16 protein-coding genes are annotated in these 17,554 nt (G+C 65.4%); 1 reads left to right on the top strand and 15 read right to left on the bottom strand.

What is annotated here, in order from left to right; translation table 11 throughout:
- Positions 1-454 precede the first annotated feature (454 nt).
- The 3 genes from istB to AB4Z55_RS00205 form a co-directional block, all read right to left on the bottom strand.
- Positions 455-1,243 carry an IS21-like element helper ATPase IstB gene (gene istB, locus AB4Z55_RS00215; protein WP_062394395.1) on the bottom strand — a complete coding sequence of 263 codons (789 nt, stop codon included), beginning with the start codon at positions 1,241-1,243 and terminating at the stop codon, positions 455-457.
- The gene (gene istA / locus AB4Z55_RS00210; protein ID WP_119699221.1) at positions 1,240-2,751 is read right to left on the bottom strand and encodes an IS21 family transposase; all 1,512 of its coding nucleotides are present in this window, start codon (positions 2,749-2,751) and stop codon (positions 1,240-1,242) included. Before istA ends, istB begins: the two co-directional genes overlap by 4 nt.
- A gap of 149 nt (positions 2,752-2,900) precedes the next feature.
- Positions 2,901-3,050: a WhiB family transcriptional regulator gene (locus tag AB4Z55_RS00205; RefSeq protein ID WP_369518848.1), complete on the bottom strand. Its 150-nt coding sequence runs from the start codon at positions 3,048-3,050 to the stop codon at positions 2,901-2,903.
- Between the two features lie 590 nt (positions 3,051-3,640).
- On the opposite strand from AB4Z55_RS00205, the gene AB4Z55_RS00200 reads away from it, so the two are divergent.
- A complete protein-coding gene (locus AB4Z55_RS00200; protein ID WP_369518847.1) occupies positions 3,641-4,090 on the top strand; it encodes a helix-turn-helix domain-containing protein in 450 nt (149 codons plus the stop codon).
- A 345-nt stretch (positions 4,091-4,435) separates the two neighbouring features.
- Here AB4Z55_RS00200 and AB4Z55_RS00195 read toward each other — a convergent pair whose 3' ends face one another.
- The 12 genes from AB4Z55_RS00195 to AB4Z55_RS00140 all read right to left on the bottom strand — a co-directional run bounded on the left by AB4Z55_RS00195 (position 4,436) and on the right by AB4Z55_RS00140 (position 17,543).
- The gene (locus AB4Z55_RS00195; RefSeq protein ID WP_369518846.1) at positions 4,436-5,500 is read right to left on the bottom strand and encodes a GAF domain-containing protein; all 1,065 of its coding nucleotides are present in this window, start codon (positions 5,498-5,500) and stop codon (positions 4,436-4,438) included.
- Between the two features lie 80 nt (positions 5,501-5,580).
- Complete coding sequence (locus AB4Z55_RS00190; protein ID WP_369518845.1) at positions 5,581-6,336, bottom strand: MBL fold metallo-hydrolase; 756 nt, start codon at positions 6,334-6,336, stop codon at positions 5,581-5,583.
- 123 nt (positions 6,337-6,459) lie between these two features.
- A complete protein-coding gene (locus AB4Z55_RS00185) occupies positions 6,460-6,792 on the bottom strand; it encodes a hypothetical protein (protein WP_369518844.1) in 333 nt (110 codons plus the stop codon).
- 448 nt (positions 6,793-7,240) lie between these two features.
- Complete coding sequence (locus AB4Z55_RS00180; RefSeq protein ID WP_280362268.1) at positions 7,241-7,639, bottom strand: hypothetical protein; 399 nt, start codon at positions 7,637-7,639, stop codon at positions 7,241-7,243.
- Between the two features lie 279 nt (positions 7,640-7,918).
- Complete coding sequence (locus tag AB4Z55_RS00175; protein WP_369518843.1) at positions 7,919-8,278, bottom strand: hypothetical protein; 360 nt, start codon at positions 8,276-8,278, stop codon at positions 7,919-7,921.
- 283 nt (positions 8,279-8,561) lie between these two features.
- Positions 8,562-9,185, bottom strand: coding sequence for a hypothetical protein (locus AB4Z55_RS00170; RefSeq protein WP_369518842.1), 624 nt, complete (start codon positions 9,183-9,185; stop codon positions 8,562-8,564).
- A 16-nt stretch (positions 9,186-9,201) separates the two neighbouring features.
- Positions 9,202-10,293: an NlpC/P60 family protein gene (locus tag AB4Z55_RS00165; RefSeq protein WP_369518841.1), complete on the bottom strand. Its 1,092-nt coding sequence runs from the start codon at positions 10,291-10,293 to the stop codon at positions 9,202-9,204.
- Entirely contained in the window at positions 10,290-10,838 is a 549-nt protein-coding gene (locus AB4Z55_RS00160; RefSeq protein WP_369518840.1) for a transglycosylase SLT domain-containing protein, read from the bottom strand. Before AB4Z55_RS00160 ends, AB4Z55_RS00165 begins: the two co-directional genes overlap by 4 nt.
- Before the next feature lie 28 nt (positions 10,839-10,866).
- Complete coding sequence (locus tag AB4Z55_RS00155; RefSeq protein ID WP_369518839.1) at positions 10,867-11,658, bottom strand: hypothetical protein; 792 nt, start codon at positions 11,656-11,658, stop codon at positions 10,867-10,869.
- Positions 11,651-13,471, bottom strand: a complete 1,821-nt coding sequence (locus AB4Z55_RS00150) for a hypothetical protein (protein ID WP_369518838.1) — start codon at positions 13,469-13,471, stop codon at positions 11,651-11,653. Before AB4Z55_RS00150 ends, AB4Z55_RS00155 begins: the two co-directional genes overlap by 8 nt.
- Positions 13,472-13,860: 389 nt before the next feature.
- A complete protein-coding gene (locus tag AB4Z55_RS00145) occupies positions 13,861-17,130 on the bottom strand; it encodes an ATP-binding protein (RefSeq protein ID WP_369518837.1) in 3,270 nt (1,089 codons plus the stop codon).
- Positions 17,127-17,543 carry a hypothetical protein gene (locus tag AB4Z55_RS00140; RefSeq protein WP_369518836.1) on the bottom strand — a complete coding sequence of 139 codons (417 nt, stop codon included), beginning with the start codon at positions 17,541-17,543 and terminating at the stop codon, positions 17,127-17,129. Before AB4Z55_RS00140 ends, AB4Z55_RS00145 begins: the two co-directional genes overlap by 4 nt.
- Positions 17,544-17,554: the final 11 nt, after the last annotated feature.

Raw genomic sequence — 17,554 nt, 5'->3', positions numbered from 1 at the left:
TTCGTCGCTGGCGTCCTACGGCGGCTTCCGTTCCGCCCCGGTACGGGCAAAACGACTGCGGCGCAAGACTTTCGCGCGCTGTCTGCTACATGACAGAGGCCTCCTCGGGTGGTGTAGACATGGGTCCAAGCGTGATCGTTTCACGTTCGTTACCTGCCCCATCGGAGGCGCGCCGCCCTCCGGTGGAGATCGGAAAAGGCGCAGGTGCCGCAAGCGTTCGGTCATGATGCGACGGCCGTCTGCGGAGATTCTGCGGCGGGGCGGCCGGGACTCGGTTGGAGTAGCCGGCGCTGTTCGCGATTGCGGGCGGCGTGAGCAAGTCGTGCAGAGTGCGCGACGTCGGTAGTCCAGGGCTCGCCGCGCTGTCCCCACACCAGACCACCCCAGATGTCAACGGCCAGTTTGATGTCCCCGCTGGTGGCCAGGTAAAAGTCCCCACCCTGTGCGGGATGTTCTAGGTCGGTGGCACCTCCGTTCGGTGTGTCATGCGGTAGGAGTCGCCGTCGGTGATGACGATGGTGGCGTGGTGCAGGAGCCGGTCGAGGATGCTGGCGGCGGTGGTGTGTTCGGGCAGGAATCGTCCCCATTGTTCGAAGGGCCAGTGGCTGGCGATCGCGAGAGATCGGCGTTCGTAGGCGCCGGCGACGAGCCGGAACAGCAGTTGGGTGCCGGTGTCGTCGAGCGGGGCGAATCCGATCTCGTCAAGGATGAGCAGATCTTGGCGCAGCAGGGTGTCGATGGTTCTGCCGACGGTGTTGTCGGCCAGCCCGCGATACAGGGTCTCCACGAGGTCGGCGGCGGTGAAGTACCGCACTTTGTGTCCGGCGTGCACTGCGGCGATCCCCAACCCGATCAGGGTGTGACTCTTACCCGTCCCGGCAGGGCCGATCAGGGCGACATTATGTTGCGCCCGAACCCATTCCAGTGAAGACAGGTATTCGAAGGTATTGGCCGGAATAGAGGATGCGGCCACGTCGAACGATTCCAAGGTTTTGGTGACCGGGAACCCGGCAGCTTTTAGTCGGTTGCGGATGTTGGAGGCATCACGAGCGGCGATCTCGGTTTCCACCAGGGTTCGCAGTACTTCTTCGGGTGTCCACCGCTGGGTTTTCGCGGTGAGCAGGACCTCGGGTGCGCTGCGGCGGATCGAGGCCAGTTTCAATCGGCGTAGCGCGTGATCGAGGTCGGCCGGTAGCGGCGGCACTGTCTGAGGTGCAACGGGTGTCGATGTTGTGGTGGTCATGACACCTCCTTGTCGCCGGCGCCCAGCTTGTAGGCATCCAGCGAGCGGGTGGGCGCGGTAGGCAGGTGACCCAACAGTGCTGTGCCGGCCGGTCGCGGGTTGGGGGTGCCGGCTCCGGCATCGAGGATCGAGCGCACATCGGCGGCCTTGAACCTCCGGAACGCCACCGCCCTGGTCAGAGCGGTGAGCACCTGTTCGCGGCCGTGGGAGGTGACGAGCCCGAGGATGTCATCGAGTTCACCGCCCAGGCGGGTGTTCCCGATGGCCGCGGCACCGACCAGGAACTGCTCAGCAACCTCACCGAGATCGCAGAACTGTTTCTCTACCGCAGTTTTGGGCCGTGGTGCACGACTGGGCGGGGTGCGTGGCCCCCCGTAGTGATCATCGTTGAGGACGACCTCACCAGGTGCGGCCAACAGATGATCGGCGACCACCTCACCGGAGGCAGGTTCGGCGATCAGGAGCCGCTCACCGTCCTGGATGAGGGTCACGGTGGTGCCGATGAGCCGGTTGGGTACCGAGTAGCGGGCCGAGGCGTACCGGATACACGAGAGGCGATCGACCTTACGGGTGACCGGCGGTGGACCGACCTGGGCCCGCAGAGACGGCAACGGGCTCAATGTGTCTCGTTCGATCGTGAGTTGGTCAGCAGGCACGCACAGTGTGTCGCTGTGACGGCGGGTGTTGACCTCGACACACCAGTCCCGCGCGGCCCGGTTCGCTGCGTGCACATCCAGCTGCACGTCGTCACGACCAGCAGCGATCTTGGCTTCGGTCCACAACGGCTGCGCCAGATCCGACTGCGCGTACCCGCAGAGGTTCTCCACGATCCCTTTCGATTCCGGATCGGCGCCGTGACAGAAGTCCGGGGAAAACCCGTAGTGGGTGGCAAACCGCACATACGTGGGGGTGGGTACGACGACGTTGGCGACGACTCCACCTTTGAGGCAACCCATCCGATCAGCGAGTACCTTGTTGGGCACTCCACCGATCTCTTCCAACGCCTCGGCGATGAATCCGAGTGTGGTGGTGGATGTTTCGTTGGTGGCGAACCGAACGAACCGCCACCGCGAGAACGCCAACACCGCGCAGAACATGTGCAGCCCGCCGATTACGGCCCAATCGATGACCAGGTAGTCACCCGGAGCCCACACCGCCGGGCGGCGGCCACGATGATGATCACGGCGCCACTGTGTTTTCTCCTGGGCGACGAGACGACGGAAGTTGCGGGCCGAGCCCTCATAGCCCGCGGCACGTGCTACCGGCAGCAGTCGCTTGGCGGTGATCCGGCCGTGTGACCGCTCGACTCGCTCAGCGACCAACTCGGCGACCGCATCGTAGTTGCGGGCCCGTTCCTTGCGGTCGGGTGGTTGATCGTCGGCCTCGAACCGGTCGACCACACGCTTGACGGTCTTGTGGGTGGTGCCGCACACCTCGGCTGCGGCGCGATAGCTTCCGAGTTCTCGGTAAGCAGAAATGATGTCCATACGGTCCTTCGCAGACTTCAATGGAACTCCCAGGCGGTGATGGTGATCGGTTGGCACCTTCACCGTCATCGCCTGGGCCCTCAGTTCCGGGTCGACACGACGAACACAGGGTGGGGACTTTTATCTGGCCACCAGCGGGGACCTCGACCTGGCCACCAATGGGGACTTTCTCATGGCCATGGACACCAGATGACTGATCGAGGAGCAGTGCTGTCGCGCTCGCCACGGCGCAGGGCGCCCTCCCGGCAGGCAGTGAAGACGGGGCATCGCTCGCATAGGGCGACTGCCCGGTTGATAGCAGCGACGTCATGAAGGACCACGTCGAGGTCCCAGCCGTACGGATCTCGAGTGCAGGGCTCTTCGCTGAGGATGTTCGCTGCTGCCTGGTTAGCGGTGCTGGTGGGCGCTTTCCGACCGCGAGGGGTAGCAGCGGCAGGGGGAGCGTGAAGGTCGCTCAGGGACCTCACGCGCGGTGGAGTAGACGCGACGAGCGTGTCGCGGTTACCGCCAGAACCAGGCTCGGCGGATTGCGGATGGTTCACTTTTGCCCCCAAGGGTCGACGATGAACGAATACGTTTCGGTGTCGACAGGCCGCTTGTCGTGGCCACTGACCTGTGGGAGCGCGTAAAGTCACGCACGTCCGTCGGTTCGTGCCTTTGCTCAAGGGCCGGTCGGACTTATCGGGCTCGCGGTCCCGGGGTGTGGATCGCCAAATCAACTTCCCCGGGCCGCGAGATTCCTCATGTTCGAGTCATTTCGCTGCGACAGCACGCCTCCTCTCCTGAGTCTGAACGGCTGGCAACAAGCGGTGAGAGCGCTTCTATATTCCTCTTATAAAATACTCTCAAGTCCGAATCGTACGGCGGAGGTGCCAGAGTGTCTAGCGATGAGCCGAGACTTTCCGATCGAATGAGCCGCAGCGTCCTCCGGGGATTCGCGCCTGCGGAGTTCCGTCTGGCCCGTGAGCGCGCCGGCATGAGCCGCAGTGACCTGGCTCGACTGTCTGGGATCAAAACCGCCGAGACGATCCGCAGATGGGAACTGGGGCTGGCATCCCCGCAGGTGGATATCCTCGCCGGCGCGATACGCGCTCTAGCAATCCCTGCGGACGAGGTCATCATCACCCAGCCAGACACGCGATCCCTAGCGGACTGGCGCCACCTGCGACTACTGACCCAGCCCCAGCTTGCGTCTACCGCGAACATGTCTACAAGCCTGTTGCAGCAACTCGAGTCGGGGCTGGGGACACTCACGACTGAGCGTGCCGAGCGCCTCGCCGACGCATTGGAACTGGAAGTGAGTGAAGTGCAGAGAGCCCACGAACGAGCGCGACGCCGACCTCCCGGGGCCCCGGCATAGCGCGACCGCGTTGCTGGCACGACACGTCGTGCGCATCGGTCTGCACGCCATCGGCCATCTCGCAGGTTGACTGCGACAGCGCGGGTCTGTGCGAGTGGTGGTGATGAAAACACGAAAACCCTCCCCGGTTGACTGGAAATCTGCGAACGAGTCAGTAAGAAAGCCCACGGGCATTGCCCGGTTGCCGAGATAGAACTGCACTCTGTGTTCGCGACCAGACCCGAAAGGTTCGTCAGGGTCTGGGAATTTCCACCGGTGAGGGTGCGCGTTGTAGGTCGGAGCATAACACCAGACCGAAGGACTGCACTAGTTCGTGAGCCTCGTGGTGTCGCCGCGGCCAGGGGGTTAAGAGGCCATGACTTCTGGCAGTGGTTCGACCGTCAGGAAACCCAGGCCGTCTTCGCCCTGTTTGTCGGGTGTGATCGTGATCTGAGCCATGTGCCACAGGTCAGGCGGGCTGCCGGCGAATCTGACCCGTGCGCGATAGGTCGCTCGCTCTTGACGACGGGTGAGCAGTGCGAGCTGTGCGGCTGCGATCTCTTCTCGGTCGTCCTCGTGGAAGATCGGGCTGTCGGTGAGCCACGAGTCCAGTGGTGGGGGTGGTGTCCGCAGCCAGTCGGTCACCAATCCTGTGGCGAAGTCGATTCGCCCCAACCCGGACTCGCGCTCCTCGAGGTTGGCGATCACACGGGCGGTGTGGCGGTTGAAAGCAATGAACTCGGCTGGTTCGACGTCGTTGATGTCGTGCACGACACCGCGCAGGGCCCATCGCGAGGACAAGTGCACAGCTCTCATCGTCATGTAGCAGCGGTAGCGCAGCTGGTCGTCGCTGTCGCGCGCATGCCGAACGGTGAGTGGGGAGTCGAAGGTTGCTCCGTTGTCCAGGCGTCCGGTGTTCATGTCGCGGACGAATGGGCCGATGTCCGATTCTCGGGGGAAGTCGTAGAAGTACTGGAAGACCTCGGGCGCGACGCGGATGACCTCTCCCGGAGAGTCGTCCATGCCGAGGATGTCGCGTTCGATGTTCGGGCCGTCGTGGATGTGCGCGACATCGCGGGCCTCGTCGTAGATGAACTCGAAAGCCCCGACGAGGCGTCGCGGAGGGGGAGTGGTGTAGGCGTCGCCGATCCACAGCTGTACCGCGAAGACCACCTGGCTGGGCCCGAAGACCGGTTCGGCGAGGATCTGAACCTGCGAGACCACTACCGACTGAGGGTGCCCTGTCGTGGCGGCTTTGCCAAGCACCTCGAGGACGCGTGCGTAGACGGCGTAATCGCCGTTGGGCACCTCCTGTCGCAACCTTTGTACGGAGGTGTACTGGGAACGCCGGCCTTCTTTGAAGACCACTGAGGGCTCAACCTCGCCCCGGGCGCCGATTCCCATCGTCTCAACAACAATCCAGTGTGACATCAAACAACCCCCCGAGCTCACTGCGTCTTAGCGGCTCTATGCATGATCCTGAATTACGAATTTACTCCACGTTCCTGCGTTCACCGTCGCGGGTTACCGGCGGCCGCCAGGTGCTCGTACTGTCCGCGATCGTGCGAACAGATGACGAGATGCCCCTGGTTGGCTGCGACGCGGAGCGCCGCGTGGTTGTGCGCGAGGTTACTGGGGTCCATCGCGAGCATTCTCTCCACCCTGTCTATGGAAGCGTCAGACGCTGACGTCAGCGCGGTGTGGTGCAGAAAAGCATCTCCTGCGTGGATGAGCCACCGGTCACTCGAGTGCGGGTCTCGTATCGCGACGGCGGCGTGTCCGGCTGTGTGGCCGGGCAGCGGGATCAAGAACAGATCGCCGGTCTCGGTGAGCGGGTGGCCGTGAAAGTTCATGATCGGGGTTGCGTCATCCGGGGCGTAGGTGTGTGCACGGCTGGTGATTGACGTGAGGTGGTGCGGGCGGTAGCGGATGCGGCCACGGATGCCTGGACGGCGTGCGGCAGCGAACAACTCAGTCACGGTGAGATGGACAGGAGCGGCGGGAAAGTCGAGGGCGCCGCTGATGTGGTCGTAGTCCAGGTGAGTGGCGATGATTCCCGCGACATCGTCGGCCGTAAAGCCGAGGCCGGTGAGTTGCTGGATGGCGGTATCGGCACCCCTCAGGCGGGGCCGTACCGCCCGCAGCGCCTGCCCCATACCCCGGATGGGGTGGGCGACGTCTTGCTGTCCGAGGCCGACGTCGACGAGGACCAGGCCGTGATCGAACTCGAGGGCCAGGATGTGGGTGACCAACTCAGGAATGCCCACAGGCGTAAAGGTTCCGCAGTTGAGGTGGTGAACATGACGAATCGATCCGATTTGTGGGAGCACCGCCGAAAACCCATCCTTCAAGACGACATGGACAACCCCAAGGGCAACCGGCCCGGCGATCTACCTGCTGTGACTGCTCTGACCACCGGAGGTCGAAGGTCGAGAGCCTGGCATCAGGTCAGCGAGCCCGCCGGCGGGCTGATCACCCGATGCGGCCTGGGTGAGGTAGCCGCGAAGCGCGGCGATACGCACGATCTGGTCGTCAACCTCATCCCCTCTTCTGGGGACAGGTGTGCCGAGGATGTTGACGACCCTGCGTGCGCTGCGCAGCAAGATCGTGCCGATCTCGCCCAGCATGGCATCGAGGTCACGACGAACCTGATCGCGCTCGGCAGTTGTCGAGAATGCATCCAAGTCGTCGAACTGCTCGGCTACCTCTCCGGCAATCTCCATGACGGCCCAACAGCGCAGAGCGCGTTGGGGATCGATGGTTGGCAGCCAACTTCCGCGCGAGGCGTTGCGCCACTCCTTGCACACCGACGGGTCGGAGGCATGGGTACCGAGAGCAGCTGCCACAATCCTCGCTGCGTGGTGGGGCGGCATCGCGGCCAGCAAGCCGTCGGACCATCGAGCCTCGAGAGCAGCGACATCGGAGCGGACCGATTCGGTGAGGTCCTCGCTACGGACGCTCTGCGCAACATTCGACATGGCAACCACCTTGATGACGAGACGGGTAGACAGCCGCGGCATGAGCCCTCACTGATGTGAGGTCAGATGCACGCGACATCGTGATCGTCATCCAGTGCCGAATACCGCATCAAGGCCCGGAGAAGAACCCACGATAACACGCGCAAGCATCCGTGATATGTGCTGGACGTCCCGGCCGCCAGATTCGGTTTATTCAGGTGAGTCGGTCCAATTCACGCCCGTTCACTACGTCCTCCCAACGGGCGGACATGTGTCGGTTGAGCGCGGCGATCGTCGCGGCCGGAATGCCGGTAGAAGAGGACATTTGTTCGAGATCGGCTCGCCGCCAGGTCTTTCGGCTCTTACGGGCGCCAGTCACGATCGCCACGAACACCTCGGGGTCGACCCGGGTCGCCTCGAAAAACTCGTCCGCACGAACACCCACCCCGACTGAGGTGAGTACCGGGCGCCACACCGCATGCACGGTTTGAGCCAGTGCCCACGACCGCTGACGATCGTCGAGCATCGGCTCCAACATGTAGTCGATCTCAGATGTGAAGTTGACCTCAGGCGGTGGCTCCGTTACATCCACGCGACTGGCTTCCGCGATCACCCGCTCACACCTTGCTCGCTCGGCGGAACGCACATCTTCCCTGCCGGGTACGTGCGTTCTGGACTCCGCAAAGTCGCGCAGCCACTTCACAATCACGCTGACCCCCTAACGTCGTTGTGTGTGCTGCCCCACACGCTGCGTCTCACACGCTTCCGTCGAGAGCGCAGTATAGAAGACGCACCACAAAGGCCCGCGTTTGAATTGGCGGCAAGGATCTTTCTTGAGGTGGTGCGGTCCGATCAGCAAGCCCGGCAAACCCGTGAGACATTTGGCTGCCGACTATCTCGGAGCACGGGTGGTCGTGGATGAGGATGCTGTTGTTTGGTCGCCCCCGCAATTGATGTGCATGTACATCTTGAACTCCGGCAGGCGGGCCCATTCGGCGGGGACGTTTTCCTGGTTGATCTGGACTTCAATGTGGCCGGGGGAGGGCTTGTCCCAAGTGATCCCGTCGGTGTAGATGCTGGAGTATCCGAGCGTCGCAAGATCGTCGGCGTTCTGCTCGAGGTCTGAATCGATCCAAGTTTGTGGAGTAGAGAGCTGTCCGGTAGGTGCCGGGATCTGAGCGTTCTCGGCGGTGATGGTTTGTGAGCCGTGAGTCAACTGGACTTTCCATCCGTCTGCGGTGGTGACGGTCACCGTCTGGGGAGGCTGGCCCTTAGGTCCGTGGCATTCAGCGGCGACTTGACTTCCTGCGGCGATGGTCAGGTATGGCGGGGGGAGGTGGCTGTCGTCGCCGACGCCGACTAGAACCTGGCCGTCGCCGACGGGTCCAGCTTCCGAGGAGGTTACGACCCCGGCATAGCTGTCCCTGTTCCCGCTGTTTCCGCCGATTCCTCCATCTGAGTTAGAGCTCCCGCATCCGGTGAGGACGAGAGCGAAGGTGGCGGTCGCTGTGGCCGCCCAGATGGCGCGCACGGGTCTAGGTGATGGGTGTGAGGGTGTCGAGGCGGTAGCCCATGCCGTCGACCACGGTGAGGGTCGCTGAGACGGCGATGGTGTCGAGGGTGGTTCCGGGTGCGTCATTGTCTGCTCCAACGGGCACCGCCTTCCTGCTGATTTGGTAGTAGGTCGACTGGTTCTCGGTCTGGATCGTAACGGTGGCCACGACTCGTTTGCGGGAGGCCTTCAAGTTGGCCCATTCGGTGTTCTGGGCGCCCTTGGTGGGGGCGACGATTCGGCCGATCATCGCTGAGGAGAGCAGCGGCACCGCGCGCAGCATGGCGTCCTGGCTGGAGGCGTCGCGGGTGGGGTTGGTCGAGTACATGGTGCGCAGCGCTGTCAGCGCGACGGCCTTTTCGTCGCAGGCGTCGACATCGGTGAATGGTTCGGGCAGTTTCGCGCACGATTCGGGTTTCGCGGCTGAGGGTTTCGGTCCTGCGGAGGGCGCGACACTGCCCTCGACCTGCACCTGGGTGGAGGTGACCACCGAGGGGTACTGATCGGTGTCGTCTGTGTTGCTGCCGCAGCCGGCCAGTAGTGCGGCCGATGCCGCCGCGATGGCGATTGTCTGAGTCAGGCGCTGGGTGGTCTTGGTGCGGGTCATGAGGGGGTCCTTTCGTTCAGGCGGCGTCTTGGTGTCCGGCGTTGGTGCCGGTGCCGACGTAGCGGCGGCCGACGCCGCCGGGACGCAGGGGGGAGACCTTGATGAGCGTCCCGGATTGTTGGGCTTCGACCATGGTCTTTCCGTCGCCGCGGGCGATCGCGACGTGCCCGGGCCAGAGGATGAGGTCGCCGGCTTGGAGCTGGTCGAGCGGCACGGGAGTGCCGCCGGCCTCTTGGGCGCTGGTGTGTCGCCCGATGGTGACCTTCCCACGTGAACCCTGGTAGATGGCATAGCGACTCAGTCCCGAGCAATCGAACCCGATCTTGTTGTAGTCGCCGTGACTGTCGGCGGTGCCGCCGTCGGTGATCCCTTTCGACGGTCCGGTCAGTGAGCCGCCACCCCAGGCGTAGGGCAACCCGATCTGGGACATGGCGGCCAAAACCACATTCTGCCCCGGCGTTTTCGATTCGTCGTAACGGAATGGGCCACGCGGACTGCCGGTTTCGGCGTTGCCGGTGAGTCCACCATCGGCCGCGGTGAACTCCTCGACGTAGGCCAGGATGCGGGGTACATAAATCTCGGTTTCGCCGTTGGCCGGCACTTCGCAGCCGGAGACACCGCCTGGGCCGGCGTTGTACATGGCGAGCATGACCTTGACCGCGTCCTCACCGGTGCAGCCGCGGTCGGCGGCGATCTTGAGCATGGCGCAGTCGTATTTTGCCTGGGCCTTCACCGCATCGCGAGGGTTGTTCGGATCCCCACCGTCGCCGTAGGCCGCCCACGTGCCCGGCATGAACTGCGTGTATCCCATTGCTCCAGCCGGGGATACGGCGCCCTTCTGGAAATTGGACTCGGCTTTGATCTGCGCGGCCAGCAGCGGAGGGCTGATGCCCTCGCACATGGAACCGAACTCGGTCAGCGGTCCGACGAACTCGGCCGGCACCGCCGCGGTGTTCAGCCCGCCAGCACCACCGCCACCGTTGCCCTCGGCATTGTCCCGGATGACGACCACACCGCTGGTGCAGCCGGCCAGGATCAGCACCGCACACAGCGCGGCGAGCAGTTGCGCCAGTCGGGTGGCGCGCGAGGGCCGAGACAGGTGGGTCATCGCAGCGCCAGCACCCGGGCGACGTAGCGGTCGGTTTCACCGTTGGCCGGGACCGTGCAGCCGCGTACCGCGGCTTCACCGGCGTTGTACATGGCCAGCATCACCCGGACGGCGTCCTCGCCGTGGCATCCGCGGCCGTGGGCGTCGGCCAGTAGCGAGCAGTCCAGCTCGGCGACTGCCCGGACGGCATCACGGGGGTTGTTGGGGTCACCGCCGTGGCCGTACCGTGCCCAGTCCCGCGGCAGCATCTGCGCGTAACCCGTGGCGCCGGCCGCCGACACGTGACCTTTCTCGAACTTGCTCTCGATGTGCACTTGGGCGCCCAGGAGCGCCGGATCAACACCGTCACAGAGTGTTCCGTACTCGGTCAGTGGTGCGGCGAACGCGGCCGGGACATCGAATGGTGGCTCAGCGTCGGCGGGACTCTTCGTGGTCGTCAGAACCAGCGCGGCCGCGAGGGCAGCGAGGATTAGTACCGCGGAGGCCGCAGCGTAGACCCACCGCGGCAGGCGCCGGGCCGGGGATGTGGTGGAGGTGGTGGCCATGTCGGCTCCTTGTCTCGACGGAGTGGGGTCAGCGGCGCCCGGGCAATGGGCCTTCGAGCTGCGGGATGGGGATGGGCCCGCTCTGCGGTGTGGGATCAGCCGGGCGGGCCGGCGCGGTGGACGTGACCGCCGACGGCGGTGTGGTGGCCGGTGTCGAGGGCGACGGTTCGGCCGAGGAGGTGGTGGTGGGCGCCTCGGTGGTCTCGGGGACGGCGTCCTCGGTGGTGGTCGGGGTGTACTCGGGGAGGTCGAGTTGGGGCAGTGGGGTGGTGACTTGCCAACCGGCGGGGGTGGATTCGAGGTTGACGGTGAGCTGTCCGGCACTGGTGGGCACGATGACCAGTTCGCCGCGGGAGCTGCTCGAGGTGGGTCCGGAGATGGCGATCGGGACGACGGGTCGTGCGGCGACGACCTCCCCGGCCACCGCGCCCGGGGCCGCGAACGCCGACAGGGCGGTGATCCATTCGCCGGTGGTGGCGTCGAGGTCGGTGTAGGCGATCGCGTACTTCATCGCCACGATCTGGGGGCTCTTGCGTGCCTGAGCGTCGTCGGTGACGGCGGCCGCATCGTCGCGGGTCACCTCATCACCGGCCTTGAGGACCTGGCGGGTGGCGGTCGTACTGGTGGCCGCCCCGCCGGCTGCGGTGTCGCCGCTGAATGCACCGGGAGCCGGGTCGGGCATGAGCTGGCCGATGAGAATGCACACGCCGATCAGGCCGGCGACGAGACCGATCAGGCGGGCGGGGGAGTAGAGCACCCAGCGCCGGATCGGCGTCCAGAGTGCCTGTGAGCCGCTGTGGGTGCGGCGGCTGCTACCCATCGAGGCGTCCTCGATCGGTCAGCGACGAGTTGTCCCAGACGTGCGGGCGGGGGGCCGAAGCCTCCCGTGCAGAGCGGTTGATGGAGAGGGTAGGCAGCGACCGCTGCGGCGTCGCCGACGAGCTGGCGCCCGACGGGCCTGAGCTGCCGGCCGGGAGTTGCAGCTGGTCCTGGGAGGGCCGGTAGAGACGCATCGGAGCGATGGGAGAGTCATTGCCGCCGTCCCACACATCCGGTGCCCGCACAGGTGCCGGTGTGTGGGTGTCGATGCGGTCGCGGTGGGGCACAGCAGTGTTGGTGAACCCGCCGGCATGCTCGTCGGCCGACATCGCCCCTGATCCGCCGAGATGCGAGGAGAGCACTTCGCCGTCGACGATGACCGGGTCATCGATACGCGGACCACTACGCCCGGTCTTGTTCCACACCGAGTCGGGGTTGTTGACCGAGTTGACGTAGCCCTGGTTCGTTTCGCCCTGGGCCAGGCGCATCCGATCGAACTGGCCTTCGGGCCGCCACGTCGACGGGGCCGAGGGCTGGTAGCCGCCCATGACCTTGAACCCCTGGCGGGCGTTACCGACTTCGTCGCCGATCGCGTTGCCGAGGCCTTCGGCGGCACCCTGGATGGGCCCGCCGGCCCACTGAGCGCCCTTCCATAGCTTGTTGCCGGCGCCGCGGCCGCGGCGCAACGTCTTCTGGGTGATCGTGGTGGCGTCGCTGCGGGCGACGGTGGAGATCCGCTTGAACGGCCGCATGATCGACCAGGCGATGACGGTCATGATCAGCAAGAACCACAGCCGCCATGCGCCGTCGATACCCGGGGTGACCCCGGAATACAGGCGCACCAGCGCGACCAGGTAGATACCGAGGATGCCCGCGGCGGCGATCGCCCACAGCCAGGCGCCCATGATGATGCGGAACGCCCGCTCGAGCAGCCCGCCCGACATCGCCACCCAGGGCACCCAGATCGGGGCAAACAGGACCGCGAACCGGATCACCAGCAGGCCCAGGATCTTTAGCAGCGACCCACCCGCCCACACCAGCGACGGCATGCCGGTCTTGACCATCGCCATAAACCCGGTACTCGTTCGACCGGACTCCTTGCCCTGAAACTGCCGATACGCACCCGAGTCAGACTTTCCAAGGTTCCCTGCAAGCTCAGTGAAATCGTCGGCCTTCTCGTTGGCTTTCTCGTTGGCTTTCTCGCCATCGATGGAGTTGGTGCCCGGTTTCAGCACTGCGCGCTGCTCGTCGTAGCTGAACGCCAGCGACGCTCGCAGCTTGGAGTCGATGTCTTTGCCTTCGGGCGAGGAGGGGTCGTGGTTGGGGCCGAACCAGCCCTTGTAGTAGTCGGGGAGTAAGACGTTTTCGATCATCACGTTGCGGGGGTCCTCGGCGGTGATGCCGCCCCCGACCTGCAAGATCGTGGATTGGGTATCGGTGATCAGCGATGCGAAGGTGTCATCGGCGACACCGATGGCTTTCTGGGGTGCGCCGATCATGAGCCCGCCGAGTAGCATCGTCGCCCCGCACAGCATGACGACTTTCATCACCGCTGCGGTGTTCTGTTGCAGGGCACGGTATCCGGCGACACACGCAGCGACCATGAATGCGACCCCCACCCACGGCGTGAACACCCGGTCCTTCAACGTGGTGGCCACGGCGGTGACGATGTTGTCGAAGTTCTTCCACATCGGAGTAATCCCGCGGGCCTGCGCCTCGGCGGGGGTGGCGGCCTGGTCGTCGAGCCAGAACGCCATCGCCATCAGATGCTTACCGATCGACAGGAACGCGTTACCAACCTTGGTGTCGGCCACGGCGTCCGGTGCACGGGTGGGATCGGGGCCGCATCCGAGGTCGTAGGTGTGCCAGCTCAGCCCGGCCCACCCGTACACCTCGTAGGGATGGGCCGGGTCGCCGTTGCCGGAGTCGTTGCGCGACTTGGATTGTTCGTCGAACCATGCCTCATTGGGTTCGCGCGGCATCTGCGGCCGCGGCGCTTCTTTGCACTCATACCCCGACTTCAACGCATCGAGCGGATTCGGGACCGCATTCGCCGAAGCCTGGGGACCGAACACCGCCAACGCCAGAATCCCGGCCACCAGCGCCAGCCGCACCCATCGCGACATCCGTTGCCCCACAGGCATTGGACGATGTAGGCGGCCGGGGACGTGGGTGAGGTGGAGCCGGACCTGGCGGCGTGGCATCAGGCAACTCCCCGCGCGGTGGTGGGTCGTGCAGTGCGCGACGCTGTGGGGTCCGAGCGCAGGATGTCGAATACGTGGGCGAGGTGGGTGAAGTTGGACCAGTCCGCGGTGATCAACTCGATGTCATCGCCCATCTTCACCACGAACTGGCGTGGCCGGTTGTCTTGACGGCGCGCGGCCCGCACATCCTCGTCCAGGGTCTCGTCTTCACTGCCACCGATCGCGGCCAGCACACCTTCGTACCCTTCCTCGGTCGGCAGACCGAGGAGCTTAAGTGCACCGTCGATCGCGGTTTTGCTGGAGCCGACGTCGCCGACGAACACCTCGTAGGCCAAGGCGGATTGGTCGTCGCCGCCGTCGGTGAGGCCGAGGAAGTCATCGGCGAGCTGGGAACCGACGAACGCGCGGACGTTGAACTTGCGGGTGTCGCGGTTGATGCGCTGGTTGAGGGTGGCCCCGGCGCCAGTCTCTTTGAGGTACTTGTTCTCATCGAGGAACAGCACTTTGCGCACCCAGCGCGGCATGTCGTAAATCATCCGGTTGGCCAGCCACGCCGCCAGATGCATCAACGGCCCCGCCATGCGCTGCTCGGGCGACCACTGCTCCTCGGGGATGCGGTCCGACGGCAGCTGCAAACCCGGCATCGTCAGGATGGTCAACCGGTCCGATTGATCAGCATGGGGGACCCGGCCGGTCGAGCCCGCCGGCGGGAACAACACACGAGCTGAGGGGAGCTGGCGCATCGCATCGAGCTCGTCGAAGATCGCCTGCGCGGCCTCACGGAACTCGGCGCTGTGGCGGGCATCAGTGTCGGAGTGGGCGTAACGCTCGATCAACTTGAGCGGGTCGAGCATGGAGTGGTTGATGTCGCCGCCGACCTCGGTCGCGGCGCGTTGCAGCACCTGGTTGGTGGTACGCAGTCCCCGGGTTTGGGGGGTGAGCATCATCCGGAACACCGTCACCACGGTGGAGATCCGTTCGGATTCAGCGGCGTGACGGTCGGCGGCCAGGCGGTTGCGGGCAGCGGCGACGCGCGAGTCCCAGTCGGGTTCGGTGCCGAAGTTCTCGTCGTTATCGGGGTTGTAGTCCCAGTCCTCGGGGTCGGGGTCGCGAATGACGTGGTAGGCGTTGAGCGCGCCGGGTTGCGAGCGGGCGCCGGTGAGTTCGTAGACGCGGGTGAACGGTGTCAGTTCGGGGATGAGTTTGAGCCGCGAGAGCGGCCCGGAGGGGTCGAGGATGACACCGTGGGCGCCGGCCCGAACCATCTGGTAGACGCAGAGCGCGGCCATGAACGTCTTACCCGAACCGAGACCGCCGACGATCGGGGTCAGCCCGGACTTCTGGATGAGCGGATCTTCCATCGCGGCGAACGAGTTCCAGGCGACCGGCCGTGCGGCGATCGACGCGGTGCGGCCGAGAATGATGCCAGTGCGGTCACCGACCCGGTCACCCACGGCGGCCATCCCGGAGGCGGCGGTGCGTACCGGCATGCGGCGCTGGTGGGCGGTGTTGGCTTGCGGCTCGCACGGCAAGAACTCACGCAGCAGCTGCACCTGGCCGTGCTCGACGTGCAGCTCGATCGTCGGTTCGTACACCTCCCGCAGGCGGGCAACCTTGTTGCGCACCTCTTCCGGGGAGGAACCCACAACGGCGATGCGCCACCAGCCGTGTACCCGGGTGACGAACCCGGTGTGATCGTGATCGGCCTCCTCGATGACTTGCTTGCTCATCTGGTACTGCTCCCGCAACGCTTGCGGGGGGTCTTCGTCGTGTTCGACGGTGTAGTGATCGAATTGGGCTTTGATCTTGTCGGCCTGGCGCTGCATGACCTTTCGCGCCTCACCAGCGTCGAGCAGCCGCACCCGCTCGGACCATTCCAGGGTGGCGTCGACACCATCGCCGAGGACCTGCCAAGGCAGCATGCGTTCAGGGATGGGCAGCGCACCCATGCGGCCGACGGTGACCACGATGACAAACCCGGTGTGGCGGCGGCCGTTGACCGTTCCGCTGACCTGCACGTAGTCGTCACCGGGCACGACCGCAAGGTCGGCGAGATCAGCGAGCGCAGCGACATCGTTGACCGACCAATCCCCGGCGGTGCCAGCCGACCGGCTCGGCGGCGCTTCCAAGGGCAGCCCGAGACTCGCCGAGCGCCGCAGCAGATAGTCGAGCTGACCGGGTTGGGCGGGACGTGCACCGAACCCGGTCGTGGCCATCACTCGCTCGATCTCGGCGAGGTATTCGCGCCGGGACTGCAACTCGGTGTCGGTGACGTTGTCAGCGAAACGGCGAAGCCAGGCGAACGCCCCGAAACCGTGCCGCTGACCGGTCGCCGCGGCGGCCTGTTCGACTATCCGCGACGTCGCCGGTCGAGTGGGGAGGTAGATCCCCCAGAACCGCAGCTTGACCGTGGGGTGTTCATACAGCAGGGCGGTCTGCTGACCGGCGAGGTACTCATCCCACGACAGGGCGCCAGCGACGTCGGGTAGCGGTGTTTGGGTGCCGGTGCCCTCGACCTCATCGGTATGCGGGTCGCGACCGTGAGCCCAGTTGTTGTGCTGACGAGCCCATTGCTGCACCGGCCAGGTGGTACGCACCGTCCGGCGATGCAACTGCTCGACGCCGAGATCGGCTAGGCGCGCCATCACCCGCGCTTCGGTGTCGATCATTTTGCGTTGCTTGTCGTTCGCGCGCATCGTCCACGCCCCCGGGGGTTGGACGAACCAGGCGATCGCCTCGGTCTTGGAGAACGTGACGTGCCCGACCGTTCCGGTCATCCGCGGCTTCAACGCCCGACGGCCCGAGGCCACCTGGTAGTCACTGGCCGCCTCGACATCGGTCTTGCGGCGTTTGCGTACCGCTCCCGACGACTTCTTCCCACCGTGACCCAACCCGCTTCGGCGGCCCCACCGGCGCCGGCGGGGCGACGCCTCGTCGGCGTCACCGTCGAGCATCTCGTCGTACATGTCGACGTCGTCACCGCCGTACACGTCCTCGGAGCCATCTTGGCCGGCGGTCACCCACTCCCCGACGACGGCCACCGGTTGCTGCTCGACCTGTTCGTCTGCCGAATGCCGCGGCGCCGCAGACGCGGCCGGCGGCTGCATGGCCGCCGCACGCTCTTGCTCGCGCTCCTGGGCGCGCTTGCGCTTCTCAGCATCGCGCCACGACGGCGGAAGCGTGACCGCCAGCTCTCGAGGCGGCAGACCACTCGGTGGCGCCGGCCGCCGGCGCGCGGGGTCGAAGAGATCAGCGAAGTCGTCACTCATGCGGCATCGCTCCAAGGGTCGTCGGACAGGTCGGCCAGCGTGCCGGCGGCTGGGGTGTTGTGGCGCATACGGTGTTCGGGCAGCGACGCCACACTCACCGGTGCTCCGGTCTTGGGTGGCCGCGGCGCTACAAGGTCGTTGAAGGCGGCGGTCAGCACCGACCGCACCGTCACATCACCGGTGATGAAGCGCATCAACCGCCCGGTGATGAAGATCGTGATTCCGAACAGGATCAGCGTCGAACTCGACGACCACGGAATCGACAGCAGCCCGCGCAGGACAACGGTGGTCGTCACGAACACCAAAGCACCGACACCGTAGGCGGTGTAGCGAATCTTGACCGGCGCGGTCTTACCGGGCGGGCCAAGGTAGATGCGATCGACCCGGTGCAGCAGGTCATCGGTGTGATACATCGTGCAGCGCC

Source organism: Gordonia sp. ABKF26 (genome assembly GCF_041103195.1).
Classification (GTDB): domain Bacteria; phylum Actinomycetota; class Actinomycetes; order Mycobacteriales; family Mycobacteriaceae; genus Gordonia; species Gordonia terrae.
This window is presented reverse-complemented; position numbering and strand designations above follow the sequence as displayed.